A 22,242-nucleotide genomic window follows, 5' to 3' on the forward strand; every position below is an offset into this window, starting at 1 on the left:
GCCGATCGTATCGGCGTGACCCTGAGACCGGGTGAATTGAGGCAAGTCTCACCTCATGCCGACACTGGCACCGCCGGGCGCAGGACGGTCGACACCCGGCGCGGCGCCGTTCCGCCCAAGAGCAGCCGGGATGGTGACTCCACCGGCTTGATCTTGCGCACGAAGGCGTGCCGGGCGGCCGCGAAGCCGGACCGGTCGGCGTACATGTCCCGGCTCATCTCGGCGAGCTCGCGCGCCTCGTACACCTCCAGGGGGACCCGCTCGGCGGCGAGCCGCCGGGTCTTCCGCTGCCGCCGGTCGCGCGCCGTCCGGGCGTCGCTCTCGCGTTCGGCCAGGGCCTGGAGCCATTCGCCGTACGCGTCGGGGTGGCGCGGCCCGACCTCGTCGACCAGGCCGATCGCGCGGGCCCGCTCGCAGCTGACCGGGAGCTTGTCGTCGATCAGCTGCTGCGCCCGGTCCGGCCCGACACGGCGGGGGAGCGTGAACGTGTGCAGTTCGGACCCGTACAGGCCGATGTCGTAGTAGGGGTTGAGGACGATCCCGTCGCGGGCGGCCACGATGTCCGCGCCGAGGCCGAGCATCACCCCGCCGGCGCCGGCGCTCCCGGCGTACGCGGCGATGACGACCTGCCGCGTGCACGTGATGATCTCCCGGCACACCTCGTTGATCGCCCGGATGTTCGCCCAGGCCGCGCTGGCCGGGTCGGGCGCCGCCTCGATCACGTTGAGGTGGATGCCGTTGCTGAACGCGTCGGTCCCGCCCCGCAGCACCAGCACCTCGGTGTCCTGGCTCGCCGCGTGGCGCAATCCGGCGAGCAGCCGGCGGCTGTGTCCGGGCGCCATCGCGCCGTTGTAGAAGTCGAAGGTCAGCCAGCCGACCGCGCCGGCGCGCCGGTACCGGATCTGCCGGTAGGCGCCGGGGTGCTCGGGCTCGATGCCGGGCGGTAGGGGCGAGTGGGGCACGCCGCGCAGCCGGGTGCCGAGCAGCGTCGTGGCGGGCAGCTTGATTCCAGCCCGTCCGTGTCCGGGGTCGGCGGCCCGCAAGTGGCCGAGCCACAGGCTCCCGTCGCCGGTGCCGACAAGGACCGCGCCCTGCCGGCGGCTGAGCAACTGGCCGGGGCGTCCCACCCGGCCGAGGCCGGGCACCACGTCGTACGCGAAAACCGAAAGACCACCCACTTCCGTCCGTACGCCCGGAGAACCGTCGGCGGCCCGGATCTTCCGGACGATCTGCTCGGTCGGGTCCTCCCAGGCGAAGGCGCGGTCGGTCTGCCGCATCAGCGGGCGCGGCCGGGCCACGGGCGCCTCGACGGGAGCGAACGAGGGGTCCTGCGCTTTGGCGACCACCTCGAAGACGCACTCCATGGCGGCATCCGCGACCGGGCCGTTGTACATCGACGACTTGCGGGGCGGCGCCGCCGGCACGGCGAAGGTGCGGGTGGCCCAGATCGGCCCGGCGTCCATCTCCTCGACGGCCTGCAGCGCGGTGACGCCCCAGGTGCGGGCGCCCTCGGCGATCGCCCAGTCCAGTGCGGAGGGTCCGCGGTCGCCGACCGGGCCCGGGTGGATGATCACCGTGCGCCGGTGCCGCCAGACCTCGGCGGGCACCCGGTCCTTGAGGAACGGGCAGATGATCAGGTCGGGGCCGGCCGCGGCGACGCCCTCGATCATGTCTCGCTCGCTCGTGGCGAACAGCACTCCGACGTCATGGCCGGCCTCGCGCAGGGCGCACCACGCGCGCTGGCTCAATCCGTTGAACGCCGTAACGAGCAGCATGATCCGCACGTTGCCCCCTTGGGATCGACAATCGTCGCGAGTTTTACCCAAGTATCGACGGGTATGTCGGACATGTTGTCCGACCCGTTCCTGTCGGAGGGTCGGACTAGACTTGGTCGCACACCCCCGCCCATCTGGGCGCTTGGGGTTATTCGACGTGTTCGTCTTCGCTCGTCTGGGAGTAATCGGATGCAGCTTTCCGGCCTTATCCCTGCCGCCCTCCGCGACCGGGGCCTTTCACGCGCGCGTGACCTCGCGCGCAAGGGCTTCGTCGACTCCGACTCCCTCGACCTGACCGCACCGGCCTCGCTCCGGCCGTTCGTCGTGGCCGCCGTCGCCGGCGCCGCCGACCTCGGCGCCGCCGCCCGGCCGGTGCTGGCCGTCACCCCCACCAGCCGCGAGGCCGACGACCTGGCCGACGCGCTCGGCTGCCTGATCGACCCCGACCGTGTGGCGATCTTCCCGTCGTGGGAGACGCTGCCGCACGAGCGCCTCTCGCCCCGGTCCGACACGGTCGGCCGCCGGCTCGCCGTGCTGCGTCGGCTCGCCCACCCCGAGGGGCACCCGCTGCAGGTCGTCGTGGCGCCGGTGCGCAGCCTGTTGCAGCCGCAGCTCAAGGGCCTCGGCGACCTCGAGCCGGTCGAGCTGGTGACCGGCGGCGAGGCCGAGCTCGAGGGGGTGGCGCGGCGACTGGCCGACATGGCCTACGCCCGGGTCGACCTGGTCACCAAGCGCGGCGAGTTCGCGGTGCGCGGCGGCATCCTCGACGTCTTCCCGCCCACCGACGAGCACCCCTCCCGCGTCGAGTTCTGGGGCGACGAGGTCGAGGAGATCCGCACCTTCGCCGTCGCCGACCAGCGCACGATCGACCCGGTCACCCGCCTGTGGGCGCCGCCGTGCCGCGAGCTGCTGCTGACGCCCGCGGTCCGCACCCGAGCCCTCGAGTTGTCGGTCGAGCATCCCGAGCTGGCGGAAATTCTCGACAAGCTGGCCGAGGGCATCCCGGTCGAGGGCATGGAATCGCTGGCGCCGGCGCTGCTGCACGGCACCGACAGCATGGAGCTGCTGCTCGACTGCATGCCCGCCGGCACCCACGTGCTCCTCTGCGACCCCGAGCGCATCCGCACCCGGGCGCACGACCTGACCCGCACCTCCGACGAGTTCCTCGAGGCGTCCTGGGCCGCGGCCGCCGTCGGCGGTCAGGCTCCGATCGACGTGGGGGCGGCGGCATTCAAAACCCTTGCCGACGTACGCGCTCACGCCGCGACCCTGTCCCAGCCGTGGTGGACGGTCTCCCCCTTCGGTCTGGCCTCCTCGTCCGAGGACGCGCCGGCCGACGACCAGCCGTGGCTGGAGGCGCCCGCCGTCGTCGAGGTCTCGCCCGACTCCGGTGACGCGATCGCGGTCTCCGCCCAGTCCGTTCCGCTCTATCACGGCGACACCGCGCGGCTGGTCTCCGACATTTCCGAATGGTCGGACGCCGGATGGGCGATCGCGCTGGTCTTCGAGGGCCACGGCACCGCCCAGCGCGCCACCGAGGTGCTGCGCGACGCGGGCGTCGGCGTGACCCCGGTCGACTCGCTCGAGACCCCGATCGAGCCCGGCCAGCTGCTGGTCACCTGCGGCGGGCTCAACCACGGCTTCATCGACTCCGCCTCCCAGCTCGCGGTGATCACCGGCAACGACATCAGCGGCGGCCGCGGCGCCTCCACGAAAGACATGCGCCGCATGCCGTCCCGCCGGCGCAACACGATCGACCCGCTCGAGCTCAAGCCCGGCGACTTCGTGGTCCACGAGCAGCACGGCATCGGCAAGTACGTCGAGTTGGTCCAGCGCACGGTCAACGGCGCCGACCGGGAGTACATCGTGATCGAGTACGCCCCGTCGAAACGGGGTCAGCCCGGCGACCGTCTGTACGTCCCGACCGACCAGCTCGACCAGCTGTCCCGCTACGTCGGCGGCGAGCAGCCCACGTTGCACAAGATGGGCGGCTCCGACTGGCAGAAGAGCAAGGCGCGGGCCCGCAAGGCGGTGCGCGAGATCGCGGCCCAGCTGATCCAGTTGTACGCGGCCCGCCAGGCCTCGAAGGGCCACGCGTTCGGACAGGACACGCCGTGGCAGCGCGAGCTGGAGGACGCCTTCCCGTACACGGAGACTCCCGACCAGCTGTCCGCCATCATCGAGGTCAAGCACGACATGGAACTGGCCGTCCCGATGGACAGGCTGATCTGCGGCGACGTCGGTTACGGCAAGACCGAGATCGCCGTGCGGGCCGCTTTCAAGGCCGTGCAGGACGGCAAGCAGGTCGCCGTGCTCGTGCCCACCACGCTGCTCGCCCAGCAGCACTTCAACACGTTCACCGACCGCATGGGCCAGTTCCCGGTCGTCATCAAGCAGCTGTCCCGCTTCCAGACCCCGACCGAGGCCCGGCAGACCCTCGACCAGGCCGGCGACGGCACCGCCGACATCGTGATCGGTACCCACCGCCTGCTGGCCAACTCGACCAGGTTCAAGAACCTCGGCCTGATCATCGTGGACGAGGAACAGCGCTTCGGCGTCGAGCACAAGGAACAGCTCAAGGCCCTGCGCGCCTCGGTCGACGTGCTCACCATGTCGGCGACCCCAATTCCCCGCACGCTCGAGATGGCGATCACCGGCATCCGCGAGATGTCCACCATCGCCACCCCGCCCGAGGAACGCCACCCGGTGCTCACCTTCGTCGGCGCCCACGACGAAAAGCAGGTGGCCGCCGCCATCCACCGCGAGCTGCTCCGCGACGGCCAGGTGTTCTACCTGCACAACCGGGTCGAGTCGATCGACCGCGCGGCCCGCAAGCTGCGCGAGCTGGTCCCCGAGGCGCGGGTCGCGGTGGCGCACGGCCAGATGGGCGAGGACCAGCTGGAAAAGGTGATGGTCGGCTTCTGGGAGAAGGAGTTCGACGTCCTGGTCTGCACCACGATCGTCGAGTCCGGCATCGACATCCCGAACGCCAACACCCTCATCGTCGAGCGCGCCGACCTGCTCGGCCTGGCCCAGCTGCACCAGATCCGCGGCCGCGTCGGCCGGGGGCGTGAGCGCGCGTACGCGTACTTCCTCTACCCCCGCGAGAAGCCGCTGACCGAGCAGGCCCACGAGCGCCTGGCCACGATCGCCCAGCACACCGAGCTGGGCGCCGGCATGTACGTGGCCATGAAGGACCTGGAGATCCGAGGCGCCGGCAACCTCCTGGGCGGCGAGCAGTCCGGCCACATCGAGGGCGTCGGCTTCGACCTGTACGTCCGCATGGTCGGCGAGGCCGTGCAGGCCTTCAAGGGCGAACGCCCCGAGGAGGAGCCCGAGGTGAAGATCGACCTCCCGGTCGACGCCCACCTCCCGGTCGACTACATCGCCGTCGAGCGCCTGCGCCTGGAGATGTACCGGAAGCTGGCCGAGGCCCGCGACGACAAGCAGCTCGACGAGGTCGTCGCCGAGATGACCGACCGCTACGGCGAGCCCCCCGCGCAGGTGGCCAACCTGATCGCCGTGGCCCGCTTCCGCCAGCTGGCCCGCGCGTACGGCTTGACGGACGTCTCGATGCAGGGCAAGCACCTCCGCTTCTCCCCGCTCCCGCTGCCCGATTCCAAGCAGCTACGCCTGAAGCGCTACCACCCCGACGCCGTCTACAAACTGGCCACCGACCAGGTGAGCGTCCCCCGCCCCGCGACCCGCCGAGTCGGCGGCGAGCCCCTGCGCGACCAGGCCCTGCTGCAGTGGTGCGCCCAGCTGCTCAAGGACGTCCTAGGGGAGGTGCCCGCCAAGGCACCCGCCTAGCCGATCGCGGCCCAGCGGGAATTGCGCGCTCGTTGATTGCCGAGCAGCTCGATGCGGCCCTTCTGCCGGAGGGCCCGCAGCGCGTGGTGCACCTGCGCCCTCGTCATTCCGGTGACGCGTTCAAGCTGGGCACGGGAAAGAGACCCACCCGCCAGAGCGGACAGGACACGCGCCTCGTTGTCGGTCAGCCCGCCCGCGACTAGCTGCCCTTGAGTGGTCGCGTCTCGAGGCACGCGACCGGGGGTCAGCTGATACGAAGCCGACCCCCGCGTACCCACTTGCTCGACGACACCGGCGTCCACAAGCTCCTTCAACTCGCGCGTCGCGATGCGGCTGTCCCGAACCCCGGTCGATGTCCGATAGCTGCTGTTGGTCAGGACGGCGCCGTTTCGCATCATCACCAGCGCGGTCATCTGCGACCGAGACAATGGCGGCAGAGGCAGCGACGTCAGCCACGCCAGTGCTTCCTCGTCGAGCAGGGCGTGGTTGGGAAATTCGACCGCGAAGGACGAGATGTCATCAGTGAATCGGGGCGGCTCCATGCCGGCCTCGCCCAACGCCACGAGCATGCGTGCGATGCCGGTGCCCCTGTTCTCGCAGACCATGTGGCCATCACCGAACGGCGTGTCCTCCAAGATCTTGAGAAGCGCGCGGTTACGGGAGGACGTGACCGTCGTCGTGCCCAGCGAGCCGACGTCGACCGGCCCGTAGAGCCCGCCCGGGTTCCGAATGAGAAGCCGGTCAGGGTACATCTCCACCTGTACCTGCATACCGCGTGCGAACTCGGAGTAGTCGCGGTGAACGAGGGCGTTGACGAGCGCTTCCCGGAGTACCTCCTCCGGATACTCCCACTCGTCGACCCGGAATATGCCGGAGACGATGCTCCGCCGGCGCATGTTCCGCTTCAGGACGCGAATGCACTCGGCGACGATCACAGGGATCGGCCCGTCAATGGAGCGGTTCTCGGTGAAACGCTCTCCATGACCGCCCAAGACGCCCGGGGCAGTCGTGGGATAGGCGACGACGGTGAGATCCAGCTGGGGCTCGAAGGTCTGCGGATAGAAGCCGAAGACCAGCAGGCCCGCGAGGGTCGGCACCACCCTGCCTTCATACGTGGCGAGCACGTTCAGCATGGTGAGGGCTCGTTCGTCGTCGACCCGGCGAAAGATGTCGCCTTTCGTGTCCCGGATGCGCCGGAGGAACGCCTCGACAAGGGCGGGATCCAGATCGTCGAGGCTCGCGGCCGGAATCGGGGTCAAGTCGTTGCGGGGCTCGGTCCGGTTCGCCAGGAGCACGGCGACCTCGTAGTCCGTCAGCTTGCGATCGCCGTCGGCGACCCGGATGCGTGAGCCGGCCCAGGGACCGAGTGATCGCTTGTGGCAGGGTCGCTGATCGCGAGGGATCGGGGGGACGGCGCAAAGCACGACGCTCTTGCCGTCGAGCACGACTGTCCGGATCTCGGCGCGCACCGGCGGCTCCATTTCGGAGCAGACCGCGCCGAGCTGCGCCTCCATGGCGGCGGGATCGTCGACCCCGGTCACCGTGAATCCACTCTTCTCATCTATACCGAGAAGGACGCGGCCGCCGCCGGCGTTCGCGAACGCGCTGATCGATTCCCACAACGTGGCCGGCATCCCGCCCTTGGCCCGCTTGACCTCACAGGTGAGATGGTCGGCTCCGTGCGCGCGCAGCGCCTCAATCAACTCGGCGAGCTCAGACTGATCCACCGGCCCCCCGATCTCGTCGAGACCTTCATTGTGTATCACAGCGTCGCACGCGGTGGTGCACATATGCAACACAGATTGACACTGTGATACACAAATGGGTCTGTGTGCAACACAGATCGGCTCTGTGTATTGCGGCGGCCTGTGTGGTTGGCGGTGGGTTGACGATTGCAGGTAGGCATCGGGACTGACGTGGCGGGCATCGAGCAGGCACAATCTCCGCGGAATGATCACCGATTGCACGGGGGAGTTGTCTCGTGGAGACCGTGGGTGCGGAGACCACCTGTTATCGCCACCCGCGGCGGGAGACGTTTGTTCGGTGCAGTCGGTGTGATCGGTTCATCTGCTCGGACTGCATGCGGGAGGCGCCGGTCGGGCAGCGGTGCCCCGACTGCGTCAAGGGGGAGAACAAGAGCATCCGGCAGGCGCGGACGATCTTCGGGGCGCGGGCGGGTGTGGCGACGGCCTATGCCACGTACACGATCATCGCGGTCAACCTGCTGGCGTACGCGGTCGAGCTTCTGCGGCCGGCGGTGGTCAACCGGTTCGATGTGATCGGGACCGGGCTCGTGGACAGTGCCGGGCAGTACTACGTCGACGACGGGACGCCGTTTCCGGGGTACGAGCAGATCGGCGTGCTGCATGGGGAGTGGTGGCGGGTGTTCACCGGCGCCTTCCTGCATCAGCTGCCGGGGAGTACCGGTACCGGGCTCACGCACATCATCTTCAACATGATGTGGATCGCCACGCTCGGCGTCTTCCTGGAGCGGGAGCTCGGGTGGGGACGGTTCGTCGCGCTCTACCTGGTCTCGGCGCTCGGTGCGTCGGCTCTGATCGTCATCATCGCCCCCGAGCGGGGTGCGCTGGGCGCGTCGGGGGCCGGGTTCGGCATGGCCGCCGCGTACTTCGTGCTGACCCGCAAGCTGCACCATCACCCGATCGACCGGTACCGGCTTCTCATCACCTCGGTGCTGTGGCTGGTGTTCGCGGCCGGGTTCACGTCCTGGCAGGGCCACCTCGGTGGGTTGCTCACCGGTGCGGTTGTCGCGGTCGGACTCGCGTACGCGCCGCGGAAGCGCCAGGCACTGGCGCAAGTGATCGTCCTGGCGGTGGTCACGCTGGTGCTGATCGCGGCGATCGCGGTGAAGGCTGCAGGTTGATCCGTTTTCCGGGGGTCGGCGACGTCTGTCACACCGGACGTGAGAGAGTCATGCCCATGCGCAGTGCTCGCCGACTCGCTTCTGTCGCCGTCGTCGCCTCCCTCGCCGTGGCCGGGCTTTCCGCCTGCCGTTCGGCGCCCTCGGTGGCGGCCTATCTGGGTGACACCACGATCACCGAGTCGCGCGTGACTGATGTGTACAACGAGGTCTACGACGCCGTCTCGGCCACGCCGCCGCCGAAGGGTGAGGCGGTCCCCATGCCGATCACCCGCATGGATGTGGCCCGCGTGCTGGTCAGCGCCGAGATCCTGCCGATCGTGGCCAAGCAGCACAACGTGTCGCTCCCGGCCACCGTTCCGGTCGACGACTACGCGAGCGCGCTGAGCATCCCGCCCGGCACCGAGTACGCGAAGCTGTTCGCCGAGTCGGACACGCTGACCACCCTGCTCCGGCAGAACGCGACGACCCAGCCGCAGCTGACCGACACCGACCTGCGCGAGGTCTACGACGCGCTGGTCACCTCCGGCCAGATCCCGGCGAACACGCCGTTCGACCAGTTCAAGAGCGCCCTCCCGGCGGACAACACGCAGGCCGTGCAGTCCGCGGTCGCCGTGCGCAACGAGATCGCCGAGGTCACCAGCGCGATGACCATCTCGATCAACCCGCGGTACCAGCCGATGGCCATCCCGGTGCTGCTGTTCCAGACGCAGCAGAAGGAGGTCCGCGCGCTGGTGAGTGCCCCGATCGGCGCCAACGACGCCAGCGTGCCGGTCAGCGCCGCACCGGGCGCGGCCGCCGCGTCCTGAGCTGAGCTGTCAAAGTTGCGGGCATGACCGCTCGGATCGTTCTCCTTGTCACCTCACCGCGGCTCCCCGCCGGCCTCCTCACCGCGGCCGCGTGGGATGTCGTCCGGGCGTACCCGGTCTTCGCCGCCGCCGAGTCCGAGCAGGCCGCGGTGCTGCGGCAGTCGGGCGTGCCGGTCACGGTGATCGATCCCGACCCCGAGCGGCTGCTGGCTGAGGTGAGCGGCACCGACCGCGAGGCCGTGGTCTGGCTCGCCGGTCCGGCCGGTGACCAGGACTTCGCCCGCAGCCTCGGCCTCCGCCTGACCCGCAGCCCCGATCTGGCCGAGCTCGAGCTGATGTACGGCTCCTGGGACCCGCCCGGCGCCCGTCTGCTTGACGCGGTCGCCGTCATGGACCGGCTCGCCTCGCCCGGCGGCGACCCGTGGAAGCGCGCCCAGAACCACCGCACGCTCGCGCCTTACCTGCTCGAGGAGGCGTACGAGGCGTACGACGCGATCGAGGCCGAGGACATGGCGGCCCTGCGCGAGGAGCTGGGCGACGTGCTGCTGCAGATCGTCCTGCACGCGCGCCTGGCCGAGGAGTTGCCGGACGGCGCGGCCTGGGGCATCGACGACGTGGCCGGCGGACTGGTCGAGAAGATGGTGCGGCGCAACCCGCACGTCTTCGCGGGCGCCGAGGTCGCCGACATCGAGGAGATCACCGACAACTGGGAGCGGATCAAGAAGGCCGAGAAGTCGCGCGACTCGGTCCTCGACGGCATCGCGCTGAGCCAGCCCGCGCTCGCGCTCGCCGCCAAGATCCTCCAGCGGGTCGAGCGCGCCGGTCTCGACGTACCCCTGCCGGTTGGTGATGATCTCGGCACGGCGCTGCTCCGGCTGGTTGCCGAGGCTCGCGCGGCCGGTGCGGACGCCGAGGCCGAGGTACGCCGGGCGACGCTCGACTACGCCGAAGAAGTCCGGAGCGCCGAACGGAGAACTGTCAGACCCGCCGAGTAGGTTTCACGACATGCCGGAGTTCGTTCAGCTCGCCGAGAGCATCGTCGACGCCGTCCTGCGCAGCGACCCAGGCCTGGCCTCCGCCGCGGGTGACCACCGATTCGACGACCGCATGCCCGACCTCTCCCCGGGCGCCGTGTCCGACCAGCGGGCCATGCTGCGCGATGCGGCCGACGCCCTGTCCGGCATTGACCCCGAGGCCTTCGGCCCCGAGGACCAGGTCGACCACGCGATTCTCTCGGCCATCGTCGAGCGAGGGCTTTTCGAGCTTTCGGACGTACGCGAACACGAGTGGAACCCCCTTCACCACAACCCCGGCCCGCTCCTGCATGCGTTGATCTCCCGGCAGTTCGCCCCGGCCGAGGAGCGACTGGCGAGCCTCGGCGGCCGGCTCGCGGCGATCCCCGACGCGCTGGCCACGGCCCGGGCCGTGCTGCGCGACGTGCCGCGCATCCACGCCGAGACGGCCATCGGCCAGTTCGCCGGCACGGCCGCGCTGATCCGCGACGAGCTGCCCGCCCTGCTCGCCGAGGAGCCCGGCATGCGCCCGGCGGTCGAGCCGGCCGCGTCGGCGGCGCTGGCGGCGCTCGGCGAGTTCGACGGCTGGCTGCGCGGCCGCCTCGACGGCGGCGAGCCGGGCCGCGACCCGCGCCTGGGCCGCCCGCTGTGGGAGGCGCGACTGTGGCACACGCTCGACACCGAGCTGCCCGCGGCCGAGGTGCTGTCCCGCGCCCGCGCGCGCCTCGAGCGCATCGGCGCCGAGCTGCGCGCGGCCTCCGCCGAGCTGGTCGGTGGCCCCGAGACCGACGAGACGGTCCGCCGCGCCCTCGGCACGCTCGCCGCCGACCACCCCGGCGACGACACGATCGTCGAGCTGGCCCGCGTCACGATGGATGAGGCCACCGAGTTCGTCCGCAAGCACGACGTCCTGACCCTGCTCGACGACCCGTGCGTGATCGAGGAGATGCCCGAGTTCGCCCGCGGCGTCGCGGTGGCCTACTGCGACCCGCCCGGTCCGCTCGAGACCGCCGACGTGCCCACGTTCTACTGCATCTCCCCGACGCCGGCGGGCTGGTCGCCCGAGCGGGTCGAGTCGTTCTACCGGGAGTACAACGACCACATGCTCCGCGACCTCACGGTCCACGAGGCGATGCCCGGCCACTTCCTGCAGCTGGCTCACTCGCGCCGCTTCCGGGCCGAGACGCGGGTGCGGGCGCTCGGCTGGTCGGGTCCGTTCGTCGAGGGCTGGGCGGTCTACGCCGAGGAGCTGATGGCCGACCTGGGCTTCGGCGGCCTCCCGGTGCGGCTTCAGCAGCTCAAGATGCAGCTGCGCATGACGCTCAACGCGATCATCGACCAGCTGGTCCACTGCGACGATCTCCCCGAGGCCGAGGCGATGGCCCTGATGACCGGCCCCGGCTTCCAGGAAGAGGGCGAGGCCGCCGGCAAGTGGCGCCGGGCCCTGCTCACGTCCACCCAGCTCAGCACCTACTTCGTGGGCTACACCGAGGTGGCCGCCATCGCCGCGGCCCGCCCCTTCGGCGCGACCCCCAAGGCTTGGCACGACGCGATGCTCGCCCACGGCTCCCCACCGCCCCGCCACCTGCGCACCCTGCTGGGCGTCTGAGGGGCGTCAGCGGTTCGTGCGCTTGTCGGTCAGCTTGGCGGTGGCGGGCAGGTCGAAGGCGTCGGGGGCGGCCTTCTCCGCGTACGTGGTGAGGGCCTGCTCGTAACGCTCGCCCGCGATCGTGGCGGCGAAGCTGCCGAGCGCGCCCTCGTTGGTCACGCAGAGGCTGAACTTGCGGGTCGGGGTGCCGTCGACCCCGTCGAGGTCGAGGCAGGTGGCATGCCGGCCGGCGATCGTCGTGTCGTGCTGCGTGGCGTCGAGCTCCTGGTCGAGCGCGGCCGTGTTCAGCATCGTGAGCGCCGCCTCGGGCGTGATCAGCATGCTGCCGGCGAGCGGCGTCGCGGTCGCGGGAGTCGGGTCGGTCTCGGTGCAGGCGTCGCGGGCGCAGCGGACCGTCCCGGTCGTGCTCTCGATGAGCCGGCCGCCCGGATAGACGTACGCCGTCCGGGCCGGTTTCTGCGCCTGCGTCACGGTCGCCGTGCCGCCGCCGGTGAGCTGGTACGTCGCCGTGTAGGTGAGTCCGGTCACACGAGCCAGCTGAACCGACAACTCGGACAGCAGGTTGTCGTGGGTGATGCCCGCCGCGCTGGCCTCGTCGAGGTCCGTGCACCCCGTGCTACCCAGCAGCAACGCCGCCGCTGCGGCGAAGCAGAGGGTGGTAAGGCGCGGCCGGGTGAGCACGACTGACACCTTTGCCTATCCGCGCAACCCCGCGCAAACGAGTAATGAGGCGTGTACAGCCTGCTCAGCTGCCCCGGTTCCGGGCCATCATCTGGTGACGCATGATGTACCGCCGGACGATCGTGGCCTGGCCCTCGTCCTGGTCGGCGAAGACCGCCACCATTTCCACCGAAAGAGGACCCTCGACCGGCACCTGCTGGCGCATCGAGCTGACCTTGAGCGAGGTGGCCGGAAACGCCACCTCCTCGTCGCCGAGCATGACGCGCAGGGTCATCTCCTCGTCGGTCTCGAGCTCGATGTCGGTGAAGTGCGCCCGTACCGCGCGCTCGCTCATGTCGTGCACCACGCCCACCGCGGGCTCTCGCCCCTCGCGGATCATGATCACCTGCTCGCCGCCGCCCCCACGCACGTAGGAGCGGCTTTGCAGCACCGCCGGCTTCCCGGTGAACCGGACGTTGATCCGGTTACCGTCGACGCCGATCACGTACCCCTCCTGGCTCATCCGCCCGCGCGGCGGAACCGCCCAGCGCAGCTCGACCGTCGACTGGGCCGGCGGCACGTGGGCGAGGGCCATGGAGAGAGTGATCACGGTTCCTGAGGCGTGCACGACCCGCACCTCGGGGAGCTTTTCGCCATACGAGGTCATCTCGATGTACGACCCGTTCGGCGGGAGCATGGGAGCACTCATAGTGCCAGGTTGTTCGGCACCCGGTGAGCGTGGCTGAGCGATCCGGCGGAAGTTCACGAGCCGCGCGCACGCCCGTCAGGCGGCCCCGATACGCTCAGGCGTGTGGTCGGCCGCAGGGTCGCGGTCGGTGAACTGCAGCCTTACACAGAGCACCTGAAAGACAGAGGAGCGACACGACACATGGCCACCATCGAAGCGATCGTCGCCCGCGAGATTCTCGACTCCCGGGGCAACCCGACCGTCGAGGTCGAGGTCGGGCTCGACGACGGCACGGTCGGCCGCGCCGCGGTGCCCTCGGGCGCCTCGACCGGCGCTTTCGAGGCGCTCGAGCTGCGCGACGGCGACAAGGGTCGCTACCTGGGCAAGGGCGTCGAAAAGGCCGTTGCCAACGTGGAGGACAAGATCGCCGACGAGCTCGTCGGTTACGAGGCGAGCGAGCAGCGCCTGATCGACCAGAAGATGCTCGACCTGGACGGCACCGCCGACAAGTCCGAGCTCGGGGCGAACGCGATCCTCGGCGTGTCGCTGGCCGTCGCCAAGGCCGCCGCGCTCTCCGCCGAGCTGCCGCTCTTCCGGTACGTTGGCGGTCCCAACGCCGCGGTCCTGCCGGTCCCGATGATGAACATCCTGAACGGTGGCGCCCACGCCGACTCGAACGTCGACGTCCAGGAATTCATGATCGCCCCGATCGGCGCGCCGACGTTCCGCGAGGCGCTGCGCACGGGCGCCGAGGTCTACCACGCGCTCAAGTCGGTGCTGAAGAAGAAGGGACTCTCGACCGGTCTGGGCGACGAGGGCGGTTTCGCGCCCAGCCTTCCGGCGAACGCCGCCGCCCTCGACCTGATCGCCGAGGCCGTGCAGGCCGCCGGCTTCGCCCTGGGCACCGACATCGTGCTGGCCATGGACGTGGCGGCGACCGAGTTCTACAAGGACGGGTCGTACGTCTTCGAGGGCTCGCCGAAGTCGACCGACGAGATGATCACGTACTACGCGAAGCTCGCCGACGAGTACCCGATCGTCTCGATCGAGGACCCGCTGGCCGAGGAGGACTGGGCCGGCTGGAGCGCGATGACCGGTCAGCTCGGTAACAAGATCCAGATCGTCGGCGACGACCTGTTCGTCACCAACCCGACCCGCATCGGCCGGGGCATCGCCGAGGGCGCGGCCAACGCCGTGCTCGTCAAGGTCAACCAGATCGGCTCGCTGACCGAGACCCTCGACGCCGTCGACCTGGCCCACCGGGCCGGCTTCAAGACGATGATGTCGCACCGCTCGGGCGAGACCGAGGACACCACGATCGCCGACCTCGCGGTCGCGGTCGGCAGCGGCCAGATCAAGACCGGCGCCCCGGCCCGGTCCGACCGCGTCGCGAAGTACAACCAGCTCCTGCGCATCGAGGAGCAGCTGGAAAGCGCCGCCCGGTACGCCGGTGCGGGCGCTTTCCCGCGTTACCGGACCGCGTAACGGCCCGACCGAAGATCATGGAGTTGTGGCGCCCGCGAAAAGCGGCATAGGTTTCAGCGGGCGCCTCAACACATGAGCGGGGGAGCAGGGTGACGACACAGCGACGCACGCCGAGTGGCCAGGGACCTTCCCGCCGCCCCGGCTCGTCGCGTGTCCGCACCACCAGTGCGACCCGGGTCGCCGCGGGCCGCACGAGGTCGCGGCCGGCGCCGAACCGCCGCACGGTCAACGTGGGCGGCGGCCCGGCGAAACGCACGGACGCTCCCCGGCCGCGGGCCCTCACCGGCCGCGCCACCGTTCTGATCGTCGTGTTCGTGGCGCTCGCCCTGGCCTATACCTATCCCTTGCGGGTCTATCTCGCTCAGGAGTCGCAGATCGCCCAGCTGGAGGCCGACCAGGTCGCCCAGCGCAAGGCGATCGCCGACAAGCAGCAGCAACTGCTGAAATGGCAGGACCCGGAGTACGTCCGGGCGCAGGCCCGCGAGCGCCTCAACTACGTGCGCCCGGGCGACAAGACCCTGCTGGTGCTGCCCAACCCGAACGCGACCGCGAGCACCACCGGTGACCAGCCGGCGGCCGCCCCCGACCGCTGGTACGACACGCTCTGGAACAGCGTCCGAGCCGCCGACGCGGAGTCCCCCAACTGATGGAAACACCTTCCGAAGCCGACCTCGAGATCGTGGCGGCGCAGCTCGGCCGCACCCCGCGGGCGACCCGCGCGATCGCGCACCGCTGCCCGTGCGGCAACCCCGACGTGGTGGAGACCGCGCCGCGCCTGCCGGACGGCACGCCGTTCCCCACGCTGTTCTACCTGACCTGTCCGCACGCGACGGCCGCGTGCAGCCGGCTCGAGTCGGCCGGGGTGATGCGTGACATGCAGCAGCGGCTGTCGACCGATCCGGAACTGGCCGAGCGGTACGAGAAGGCGGCCGAGGACTACCTCGCCCGGCGCACGGCGATCGAGGACGTGCCGGAGATCGCGCACGTGGCGGCGGGCGGCATGCCCGGCCGGGTGAAGTGCCTGCACGTCCAGCTCGCGCACGCGCTGGCCGCCGGCCGCGGGGTGAACCCGTTCGGCGACGAGGTGCGCGACGCGATCGAGCCGTACTGGGCGGACGGGCCCTGCGTAAACCCGAACAAAAGCGACAAAAAGGACGAGTAGTGGAGATCCGGCGGGCGCGGACGAAGGACATCAAGGCCATCCGGGCCCTCGTCGACGCGTACACGGCAGATCGTCGCCTGTTGAGCAAGGCCACGGTCACCCTCTTCGAATCGGTGCAGGAGTTCTGGGTCGCGGTCGACGAGGACGACACCGTCCTCGGGTGCGGCGCTCTGCACGTGATGTGGGAGGACCTTGCTGAGATCCGTACGGTCGCGGTGGATCCTGCCTGCCGCGGCCGCAAGATAGGGCACAAGATCGTGTCCCGGCTGCTCGATGTCGCTCGTGATCTGGGCATCGCCCGGGTCTTCTGCCTCACCTTCGAGACCCGCTTCTTCGGCTCGTTCGGCTTCACCGAGATCGACGGCGCGCCGGTGCCGCACGCGGTCTACGAGCAGCTGCTGCGCTCCTACGACGAGGGCGTCGCCGAGTTTCTCGACCTCGAGCGGGTCAAACCCAACACGCTGGGGAACACGAGAATGCTGCTGCACCTATGAGAGTCGCGGCGATCGACTGCGGCACCAACTCGATCCGCTTGCTCATCGCGGATGTGACGGGCGGCGGACTCACCGGCGGTCGCCTCACCGATGTCGCCCGCCGGATGGAGATCGTCCGGCTCGGCGAGGGCGTCGACCGCACCGGGCGCCTTTCCGACGCGGCATTGACCAGAACAAAAAAGGCCCTCATCGCGTACGCCTCGGAGATCGCCGAACTGGGCATCGCGCGAGTGCGGATGTGCGCGACGTCGGCCTCGCGCGACGCGTCGAACGCCGCCGACTTCCGCGCGATGGTCCACGGCGTACTCGGCATCGAGCCCGAGGTGATCACCGGGGACGAGGAGGCGCGGCTCTCCTTCGCCGGTGCGGTGGCCGGGCTCAGTGCCGAGCGGCCCTATCTGATCGTCGACATCGGCGGCGGCTCGACCGAGTTCGTGACCGGCAGCGACGGGGTCGAGCACGCGATCTCGATGGACATCGGCTGCGTGCGGATGACCGAGCGGCACCTGCACTCCGATCCGCCGACCGCGGCCGAGATCGCTGCGGCGACCGGGGACATCACGGCCGCGGTGGAGACGGCGCTCGCGGCGGTGCCCGGCCGGTCGGCGTCCACATTGGTGGGTCTGGCCGGGACCGTGACGACCGTCGCGGCCCTGGCTCAGGGCCTCGATTCCTACGACGCCGAGCGCATCCACCATTCTCGGGTGCCGTTTTCATCGGTAGCCAAGGTGACGGACGAACTGCTGGCGATGCCGGTCTCCGCGCGGCTGGCTCTCCCGGTCATGCACCCCGGGCGGGCCGACGTGATCGGCGGCGGCGCGTTGATCCTGAAGATCATCATGGAGCGAGCCGGCTTTTCGTCGGTCGTCGCCTCTGAGCACGACATTCTGGACGGGATCGCGTTCTCCATCGCCTGACCCGTTTCGCATCGGGCTGCTACTTCCGTCTTGACGGTACTTCGCATTGCACAGTACTTTGCATCGCGTGGACACCACCCAGCTCCTCAAGGGCGTGCTGGACCTCGCGGTCCTCGCCGCCCTGCGCGACGAGGACGGCTACGGCTACGACATCCTGCGCCGCCTGCGCGCCGCCGGGCTCGAGGACGTCGGCGACGCCTCGGTCTACGGCACGCTGCGCCGCCTGTTCAACGGCGGCTTCCTGAACACGTACGTGGTGCCCAGCGACGAGGGTCCACATCGGAAGTACTACGGCCTCAACGCGGCCGGCCGCGCCGAGTTGCAACGGTCCGGCAAGATCTGGCACGGCTTCGCAACCACGATGGACGATCTGCTGCGCGAGCGGGGGGCGGCGTGAACGACGAGATCACGGTGTATGTCGAGGGCGTCCGCCGCTCGCTGGCCGGCCTCTCCGAGGCCACCCGCGAGGAGCTCCTCGAGGACCTTCCGGAACATCTGGCCGAGGTCCGGGCCGAGGGTTCGGGCACGCTTGTCGATCGGCTTGGCACCCCCGAGGCGTACGCGTCGGAGCTGCGCTCGACCGCGGGCCTGGTCGGCGGGTTCCCCGAGCCGCCACTCGACCGCTTCGCGCAGCTGCGTGAGGCCCGCGATCAGGCCCTGGACCTCCTCGCCCGGGCCGACCGCCGGACCGGCCCGGTGATCGGCTACGAGAAGGCCAGCGACTTCCTGGTCCTGCTGCGCCCCGGCTGGTGGGTGCTGCGCGGTTACCTGGTCGCGATGGCCCTGGCCTACGTCCTGTCCGACGGCACCCGGCTCGGCCTGCTCCCGCGCATCGGCAACAACGAGCTGGTCGCCCTGTTCCTGCTGGCCGGCTGCGTCATCGTCTCGATCGTCCTGGGCAAGCGCTCGGCCGCGTTCTCCCGCCTGCCCCGCCTGGCCGTGCAGTCCGGCACCGTCGTCCTGGTGATCTTCGCCCTCTCCGGCTTCCTCACCGCCGACGACAACGCCCGCACCCCCGGCTACAGCGACGTCAACTACGGCTACTCCGACCCCAACCCGTACAGCAACGTCAACGACGTCTACGTCTACGACGGCCAGGGCCGCCTGGTGCCGAACGCGCGCCTCTACGACCAGGACGGTTCCCCGATCCAGCTGGGCACCAACATGTGCACCGACCCGTCGACGGGCGAGACCATCCGCTCCCGCAATATCGGCGTTCCCTACTGTCCGCAGGACGCGCCGTTCGGCGGCTCGTCCGCTCTGCCGTCGGCTTCAGCGCCCACGGAGGCCCCATCACCGTCCACATCGGCCCCGGCGGACGCGACCTCCCAGCCGACGCGTTCGGCACCAGCGAGTTTCTCGCGCTAGCGCGCTCGAGTGATCGGGGCGATCAGCGCGGGGTCATGAGTGCCTCGCCGCCTACCGGGCGGAAGCCGGCGGCCTGGAAGGTTCGGATGCTTCGGGCATTTCCCGCGGCCTGTTGCGACCAGACCGGTTGGCTGTCCGGCACGAGGTGACGGGCGGCTACGGCCAGCGCCTTGCCCAGGCCGCGTTGACGGTCGGCCGGTTCGACCTCGATCGCCGCCTCCCAGCGACCGGCCACCCCTCGGCCGAGCACCAGCACGCCGCCGTCGGCCGCCCAGACGCGCACGTCGTCGCGGTGGTCGAGGGCCCGGCGCACCCGCGGGTGCTCGGGGTCGTCGATCTCCTTGAGCTCGATCGGCGGCAGGCCCGGCAGCGGGCCGGCGACCGTGAGCAGATCGATCGTGTCCATCCGCCGCCCGGTCCGGTCGAGCAGTGCCTGGAGAAAGCGCGGGTTCATCGCCGCGGCCAGCTCGTCGGTGTCCACATTGGCCAAAGTCGCCCGCACCCAAGCCGGATCCTCGTCGACGAAGACCACCGAATGCGCGGTGAACGCCACCACCCCGGCATCCCGCCACCCGGGCTGCGGCACGACGATCGTCTCGCCGTCGTCGGGCGGGAAACGGCCCGCGGCCGCCGCCTCCAGAATCTCCGCGAGCGTCTCCGTCATGCGGCCATTAGATCCCCGGCCCAGTGACTCCCGCTTTGCGGCCTCCCGCCGTAACGCGTCGCACACATCATCGGGGTAGAGAAGGAGAACGATCGCCTCCCGCCCCGGGGCATAGCGCACTTCCGCCTGAGTTGTCGACCGCGGTGGCGACGCAGGTGCAGCGCAGCGTGGCACCACAACGAGGACACCATCGGCTTTCGCGCGCAGTCCGAGAATGCCCGCTATAGACCCGACCAGTACGCCGCACCTGGTTTCCGTGGACGCCGCGCTCGACACCGGTGGACTCTTCGAGCGCCTGATGAGCGGCCTGGCAACCTTCGATCAGACTCCTGTCTGGTTCAGAGACTGGCTGGCCATCGAGCGCGAGGCCAAAGGTCCGATCCGCCCACGCTGTGCCGGCGTCCGCGGGAGTTCATGCCGGTCTGGCCGGGGCATTCACCCTGGCGACGGCTCGTGACTTCGACGCGGCCCGTCTGGACAGCCCGCTCCGGGCGCAAATCACCGGCCGCCGGGACGACATTGATAGCTTTACCCGCAGGTGGGAGGCGATTCGAGGTGAAGCGTTGCCCCCGAGGATTGTCGCTCAAGCTGATCAGGGAGGTGGCTGAGCGATGGCAGACCTGAGCGGGGCCGTCTGGCGGAAGTCGACCCGCAGCGACAACGGTGGGAACTCTTGCGTCGAGGTGGCAAAGAACTTGCCCGGCGTGGTGGGGGTTCGGGACAGCAAGGATCGGTCAGGGCCGGTGTTGGCTTTTGAGCCTGCGGCGTGGGCGGCGTTCGTCGACGGGGTCAAGGGCGGGGAGTTTGACCTACCCGGGTGACGGCCGCATATGTGGAAGTGCTGTGCTGGGATCGTGAGTTTGGGTGAGCTGACCACGCGTACGGCTGCCGATGTTGTGGAAAACGCGGCCGGGGCGGCATCGCTGAGCGTGCTTGACGCGCGGGTCGCGGATTGTTTTGCGTGTCCGCGGCTGGTGGCCTGGCGGGAGGACGTGGCGCGGGTCAAGCGGGCCTCGTTCCGCGAGCAGGAGTATTGGGGGCGGCCGGTTCCGGGGTGGGGGAACGCGGACGCCGAGATCGGGATTCTGGGGCTGGCGCCGGCGGCACATGGGGGGAATCGGACCGGCCGGATATTCACGGGGGATCGGTCGGGGGACGTGCTGTTCGCGGCCCTGTATCGGGCGGGGCTGGCCAATCAGCCGACCAGCGTCTCCGTCGATGACGGATTGCGGCTCGAGCACACGCGGATATTCGCGGCGGTTCGGTGTGCGCCGCCGGACAACAAGCCCACGCCCGAAGAAAGAGACAACTGCGCGCCGTGGGTGCATCAGGAGCTTCGTCTCATTCGTCCGTCGCTTCGGGTGGTGGTGGCGCTCGGGGCGTTCGCGTGGGCGGCCTGGTGGCCGGCGATGGCCGCGGTTTATGGCACAAAAGCGCCCGTGCCTCGGCCTAAGTTCGGGCACGGGGCGGTGGTGAGCATGCCGGGGGTGCCGGACCTGCTCGGGTGTTTCCACGTCAGCCAGCAGAACACGTTTACCGGGCGGCTCACCCCGGCGATGCTCGACGACGTGTTCGCCCGTGCGAAGAGGCTCGCGGGCCTGGCATGATTCGGCACAGCCGAACGAAAGCAGCACAAGATGGATCTCGCCGCACTGCGACGCTGGTGGCCGCTCGCCGCCGTCCTCGTGCTGCTCTTCGTCACCTCGCTGGCCGCCACGCGGTCGCAGCCGCAGCTCGACCAGATCGAGCCGGACGCCACGCCGACCACGCAGGCCCCGCTGCTGCCGAAGACGCAGCCGAGCGCGACGACCGGCGGCCAGCCGCCGGAAGCGGCGCGCGGGCTGCCCGAGTGGCTCGGCACGGCGGCGCTGTTCCTGATTGCCATCGTGGCGCTGATCGTGGTCGGGCTGGCGATCTGGGCGATCCTGCGCGACCAGGCCCGCCGCCGGGCGCGCAAGGGCCGTCGCGGCGTCACCCCGGCGCGGCACGGCGCGCGTACGGCCGAGGAGCTGGCGGCCGCGATCGAGGCGGGCCTCGAGGAGCTCTCCGACACCGACCGTGACCCCCGCCGGGCCGTCATCGCCTGCTGGGTGCGGCTCGAACAGGCCGCCGCGGCGGCCGGCACCCCGCGAAATCCGGGCGACAGCCCCACCGACCTGGTCGGACGCCTCCTGCGCGAGCAGCGGGTCGACGCCCAGGTCCTGGCCGCGCTGCTGGAGGTGTACCGGGAGGCCCGTTACGCCACGCACACGGTCGACGACCAGATGCGCCGGCAGGCGCGCAGCGCGCTGGAGCGGCTCCGCGCCGACTTGGGAGCGGGGGTGCCGGCGTGAGCGACGGCGGTCTCGACGACCTGTTCAGTTTCCGCGACGAGCCGGTCGAGGAGGCGCCCGAGCCGGTCGCCAAGCAGCGCTCCCGCGGCCTGTGGATCCTGCGCAACGCGCTGCTGATCACGGCGGCGACCGTGGTGACCGTCGCGGCGCTGCACGCGGCCGACACCAGCGTCTCCATCGTGCTCGTTGTGGCCTTCTACGTGGGTTTACGAGCCGTTCTGTACGCCGTCTCCGAGGTGGCGCCGCCCTCGTCGCCGAAACGCCGGAACGGTGGCTACCAGGCCGACGGCCGGCAGCCCGACTCGCTGCGGGCGGCCGTGCGGCGCTGGGAGCGCAACCTGGACCGGGCCCACTCCGAGCCCGATCTCTATGCGCGTAACGTTCTGCCCGTGCTTGCGGAGCTGGCCGACGAACGATTGCGGCTGCGACACGGGATCACTCGCGCCTCCGATCCGCGCCGCGCCCGCGAGCTCCTCGGTGACCCGCTCTGGGCGGCTCTGCACGACCGCGGGCGGCGCTCGGCGAGGACGAATGAACTAGAGACCTATGTGAATGCGTTGGAACGACTGTGAGA

Annotated in this window: 22 protein-coding genes; 17 read left to right on the forward strand and 5 right to left on the reverse strand. The window is 70.3% G+C overall.

All coding sequences use genetic code 11. The features are described from left to right. Positions 1-53: 53 nt before the first annotated feature. The gene (locus A3CQ_RS0134200; RefSeq protein WP_245577452.1) at positions 54-1,775 is read right to left on the reverse strand and encodes an enoyl-CoA hydratase-related protein; all 1,722 of its coding nucleotides are present in this window, start codon (positions 1,773-1,775) and stop codon (positions 54-56) included. Between the two features lie 189 nt (positions 1,776-1,964). Between A3CQ_RS0134200 and mfd the strand changes: the two genes are divergently transcribed. Next, complete coding sequence (gene mfd / locus A3CQ_RS0134205; RefSeq protein WP_020515458.1) at positions 1,965-5,585, forward strand: transcription-repair coupling factor; 3,621 nt, start codon at positions 1,965-1,967, stop codon at positions 5,583-5,585. Here mfd and A3CQ_RS55020 read toward each other — a convergent pair. Next, positions 5,582-7,312, reverse strand: coding sequence for an ATP-binding protein (locus A3CQ_RS55020; protein ID WP_040433534.1), 1,731 nt, complete (start codon positions 7,310-7,312; stop codon positions 5,582-5,584). The two genes, mfd and A3CQ_RS55020, sit on opposite strands and share 4 nt — an antisense overlap. Positions 7,313-7,665: 353 nt before the next feature. On the opposite strand from A3CQ_RS55020, the gene A3CQ_RS0134215 reads away from it, so the two are divergent. From A3CQ_RS0134215 to A3CQ_RS0134230, 4 genes are read left to right on the forward strand one after another with little or no spacing between them, the layout of a single operon-like run. Then, on the forward strand, positions 7,666-8,469 hold the full coding sequence (locus A3CQ_RS0134215; protein WP_020515460.1) for a rhomboid family intramembrane serine protease: 804 nt from the start codon (positions 7,666-7,668) through the stop codon (positions 8,467-8,469). 56 nt (positions 8,470-8,525) lie between these two features. Beyond that, entirely contained in the window at positions 8,526-9,275 is a 750-nt protein-coding gene (locus A3CQ_RS57965; protein ID WP_157296688.1) for a hypothetical protein, read from the forward strand. A 23-nt stretch (positions 9,276-9,298) separates the two neighbouring features. Beyond that, entirely contained in the window at positions 9,299-10,270 is a 972-nt protein-coding gene (locus A3CQ_RS0134225) for a nucleoside triphosphate pyrophosphohydrolase (protein ID WP_020515462.1), read from the forward strand. A 10-nt stretch (positions 10,271-10,280) separates the two neighbouring features. Next, positions 10,281-11,897 carry a DUF885 domain-containing protein gene (locus A3CQ_RS0134230; protein WP_020515463.1) on the forward strand — a complete coding sequence of 539 codons (1,617 nt, stop codon included), beginning with the start codon at positions 10,281-10,283 and terminating at the stop codon, positions 11,895-11,897. A gap of 6 nt (positions 11,898-11,903) precedes the next feature. Here A3CQ_RS0134230 and A3CQ_RS0134235 read toward each other — a convergent pair whose 3' ends face one another. Together A3CQ_RS0134235 and A3CQ_RS0134240 are read right to left on the reverse strand one after the other, a co-directional pair. Continuing rightward, positions 11,904-12,578: a hypothetical protein gene (locus A3CQ_RS0134235; RefSeq protein WP_020515464.1), complete on the reverse strand. Its 675-nt coding sequence runs from the start codon at positions 12,576-12,578 to the stop codon at positions 11,904-11,906. Positions 12,579-12,642: 64 nt separating this feature from the next. Next, positions 12,643-13,266 (reverse strand): hypothetical protein, encoded by a 624-nt coding sequence (locus A3CQ_RS0134240; protein WP_157296689.1) that lies wholly within the window; start codon positions 13,264-13,266, stop codon positions 12,643-12,645. A gap of 180 nt (positions 13,267-13,446) precedes the next feature. Here A3CQ_RS0134240 and eno point away from each other — a divergent pair, with 180 nt between their 5' ends. The 7 genes from eno (at position 13,447) to A3CQ_RS0134275 (ending at position 18,671) form a co-directional block, all read left to right on the forward strand. Further along, positions 13,447-14,730: a phosphopyruvate hydratase gene (gene eno / locus A3CQ_RS0134245; RefSeq protein ID WP_020515466.1), complete on the forward strand. Its 1,284-nt coding sequence runs from the start codon at positions 13,447-13,449 to the stop codon at positions 14,728-14,730. 89 nt (positions 14,731-14,819) lie between these two features. Beyond that, positions 14,820-15,377, forward strand: a complete 558-nt coding sequence (locus A3CQ_RS0134250; RefSeq protein ID WP_026206526.1) for an FtsB family cell division protein — start codon at positions 14,820-14,822, stop codon at positions 15,375-15,377. Continuing rightward, on the forward strand, positions 15,377-15,892 hold the full coding sequence (locus tag A3CQ_RS0134255) for a DUF501 domain-containing protein (protein ID WP_020515468.1): 516 nt from the start codon (positions 15,377-15,379) through the stop codon (positions 15,890-15,892). The genes A3CQ_RS0134250 and A3CQ_RS0134255 overlap by 1 nt, the downstream gene beginning before the upstream one ends. Next, positions 15,892-16,386, forward strand: a complete 495-nt coding sequence (locus A3CQ_RS0134260) for an amino-acid N-acetyltransferase (protein ID WP_020515469.1) — start codon at positions 15,892-15,894, stop codon at positions 16,384-16,386. The genes A3CQ_RS0134255 and A3CQ_RS0134260 overlap by 1 nt, the downstream gene beginning before the upstream one ends. Continuing rightward, positions 16,383-17,303: a Ppx/GppA phosphatase family protein gene (locus A3CQ_RS0134265; protein WP_020515470.1), complete on the forward strand. Its 921-nt coding sequence runs from the start codon at positions 16,383-16,385 to the stop codon at positions 17,301-17,303. Before A3CQ_RS0134260 ends, A3CQ_RS0134265 begins: the two co-directional genes overlap by 4 nt. Before the next feature lie 67 nt (positions 17,304-17,370). Next, complete coding sequence (locus A3CQ_RS0134270) at positions 17,371-17,700, forward strand: PadR family transcriptional regulator (RefSeq protein ID WP_020515471.1); 330 nt, start codon at positions 17,371-17,373, stop codon at positions 17,698-17,700. Next, positions 17,697-18,671, forward strand: coding sequence for an HAAS signaling domain-containing protein (locus A3CQ_RS0134275; RefSeq protein ID WP_020515472.1), 975 nt, complete (start codon positions 17,697-17,699; stop codon positions 18,669-18,671). Before A3CQ_RS0134270 ends, A3CQ_RS0134275 begins: the two co-directional genes overlap by 4 nt. A gap of 22 nt (positions 18,672-18,693) precedes the next feature. Here A3CQ_RS0134275 and A3CQ_RS0134280 read toward each other — a convergent pair whose 3' ends face one another. Next, positions 18,694-19,335 carry a hypothetical protein gene (locus A3CQ_RS0134280; RefSeq protein ID WP_020515473.1) on the reverse strand — a complete coding sequence of 214 codons (642 nt, stop codon included), beginning with the start codon at positions 19,333-19,335 and terminating at the stop codon, positions 18,694-18,696. Between the two features lie 392 nt (positions 19,336-19,727). On the opposite strand from A3CQ_RS0134280, the gene A3CQ_RS63200 reads away from it, so the two are divergent. The 5 genes from A3CQ_RS63200 to A3CQ_RS0134300 are packed head-to-tail and all read left to right on the forward strand — an operon-like array spanning position 19,728 to position 22,240. Then, positions 19,728-19,943 carry a Scr1 family TA system antitoxin-like transcriptional regulator gene (locus A3CQ_RS63200; protein ID WP_245577453.1) on the forward strand — a complete coding sequence of 72 codons (216 nt, stop codon included), beginning with the start codon at positions 19,728-19,730 and terminating at the stop codon, positions 19,941-19,943. Positions 19,944-19,946: 3 nt separating this feature from the next. Continuing rightward, positions 19,947-20,156: a DUF397 domain-containing protein gene (locus A3CQ_RS0134285; RefSeq protein WP_020515474.1), complete on the forward strand. Its 210-nt coding sequence runs from the start codon at positions 19,947-19,949 to the stop codon at positions 20,154-20,156. A gap of 9 nt (positions 20,157-20,165) precedes the next feature. Beyond that, the gene (locus A3CQ_RS0134290) at positions 20,166-20,942 is read left to right on the forward strand and encodes a uracil-DNA glycosylase (RefSeq protein ID WP_020515475.1); all 777 of its coding nucleotides are present in this window, start codon (positions 20,166-20,168) and stop codon (positions 20,940-20,942) included. A gap of 30 nt (positions 20,943-20,972) precedes the next feature. Next, a complete protein-coding gene (locus tag A3CQ_RS0134295; RefSeq protein ID WP_020515476.1) occupies positions 20,973-21,668 on the forward strand; it encodes a DUF4129 domain-containing protein in 696 nt (231 codons plus the stop codon). Beyond that, complete coding sequence (locus A3CQ_RS0134300; RefSeq protein ID WP_020515477.1) at positions 21,665-22,240, forward strand: hypothetical protein; 576 nt, start codon at positions 21,665-21,667, stop codon at positions 22,238-22,240. Before A3CQ_RS0134295 ends, A3CQ_RS0134300 begins: the two co-directional genes overlap by 4 nt. Positions 22,241-22,242: the final 2 nt, after the last annotated feature.

Source organism: Paractinoplanes globisporus DSM 43857 (genome assembly GCF_000379645.1).
GTDB lineage: Bacteria > Actinomycetota > Actinomycetes > Mycobacteriales > Micromonosporaceae > Actinoplanes > Actinoplanes globisporus.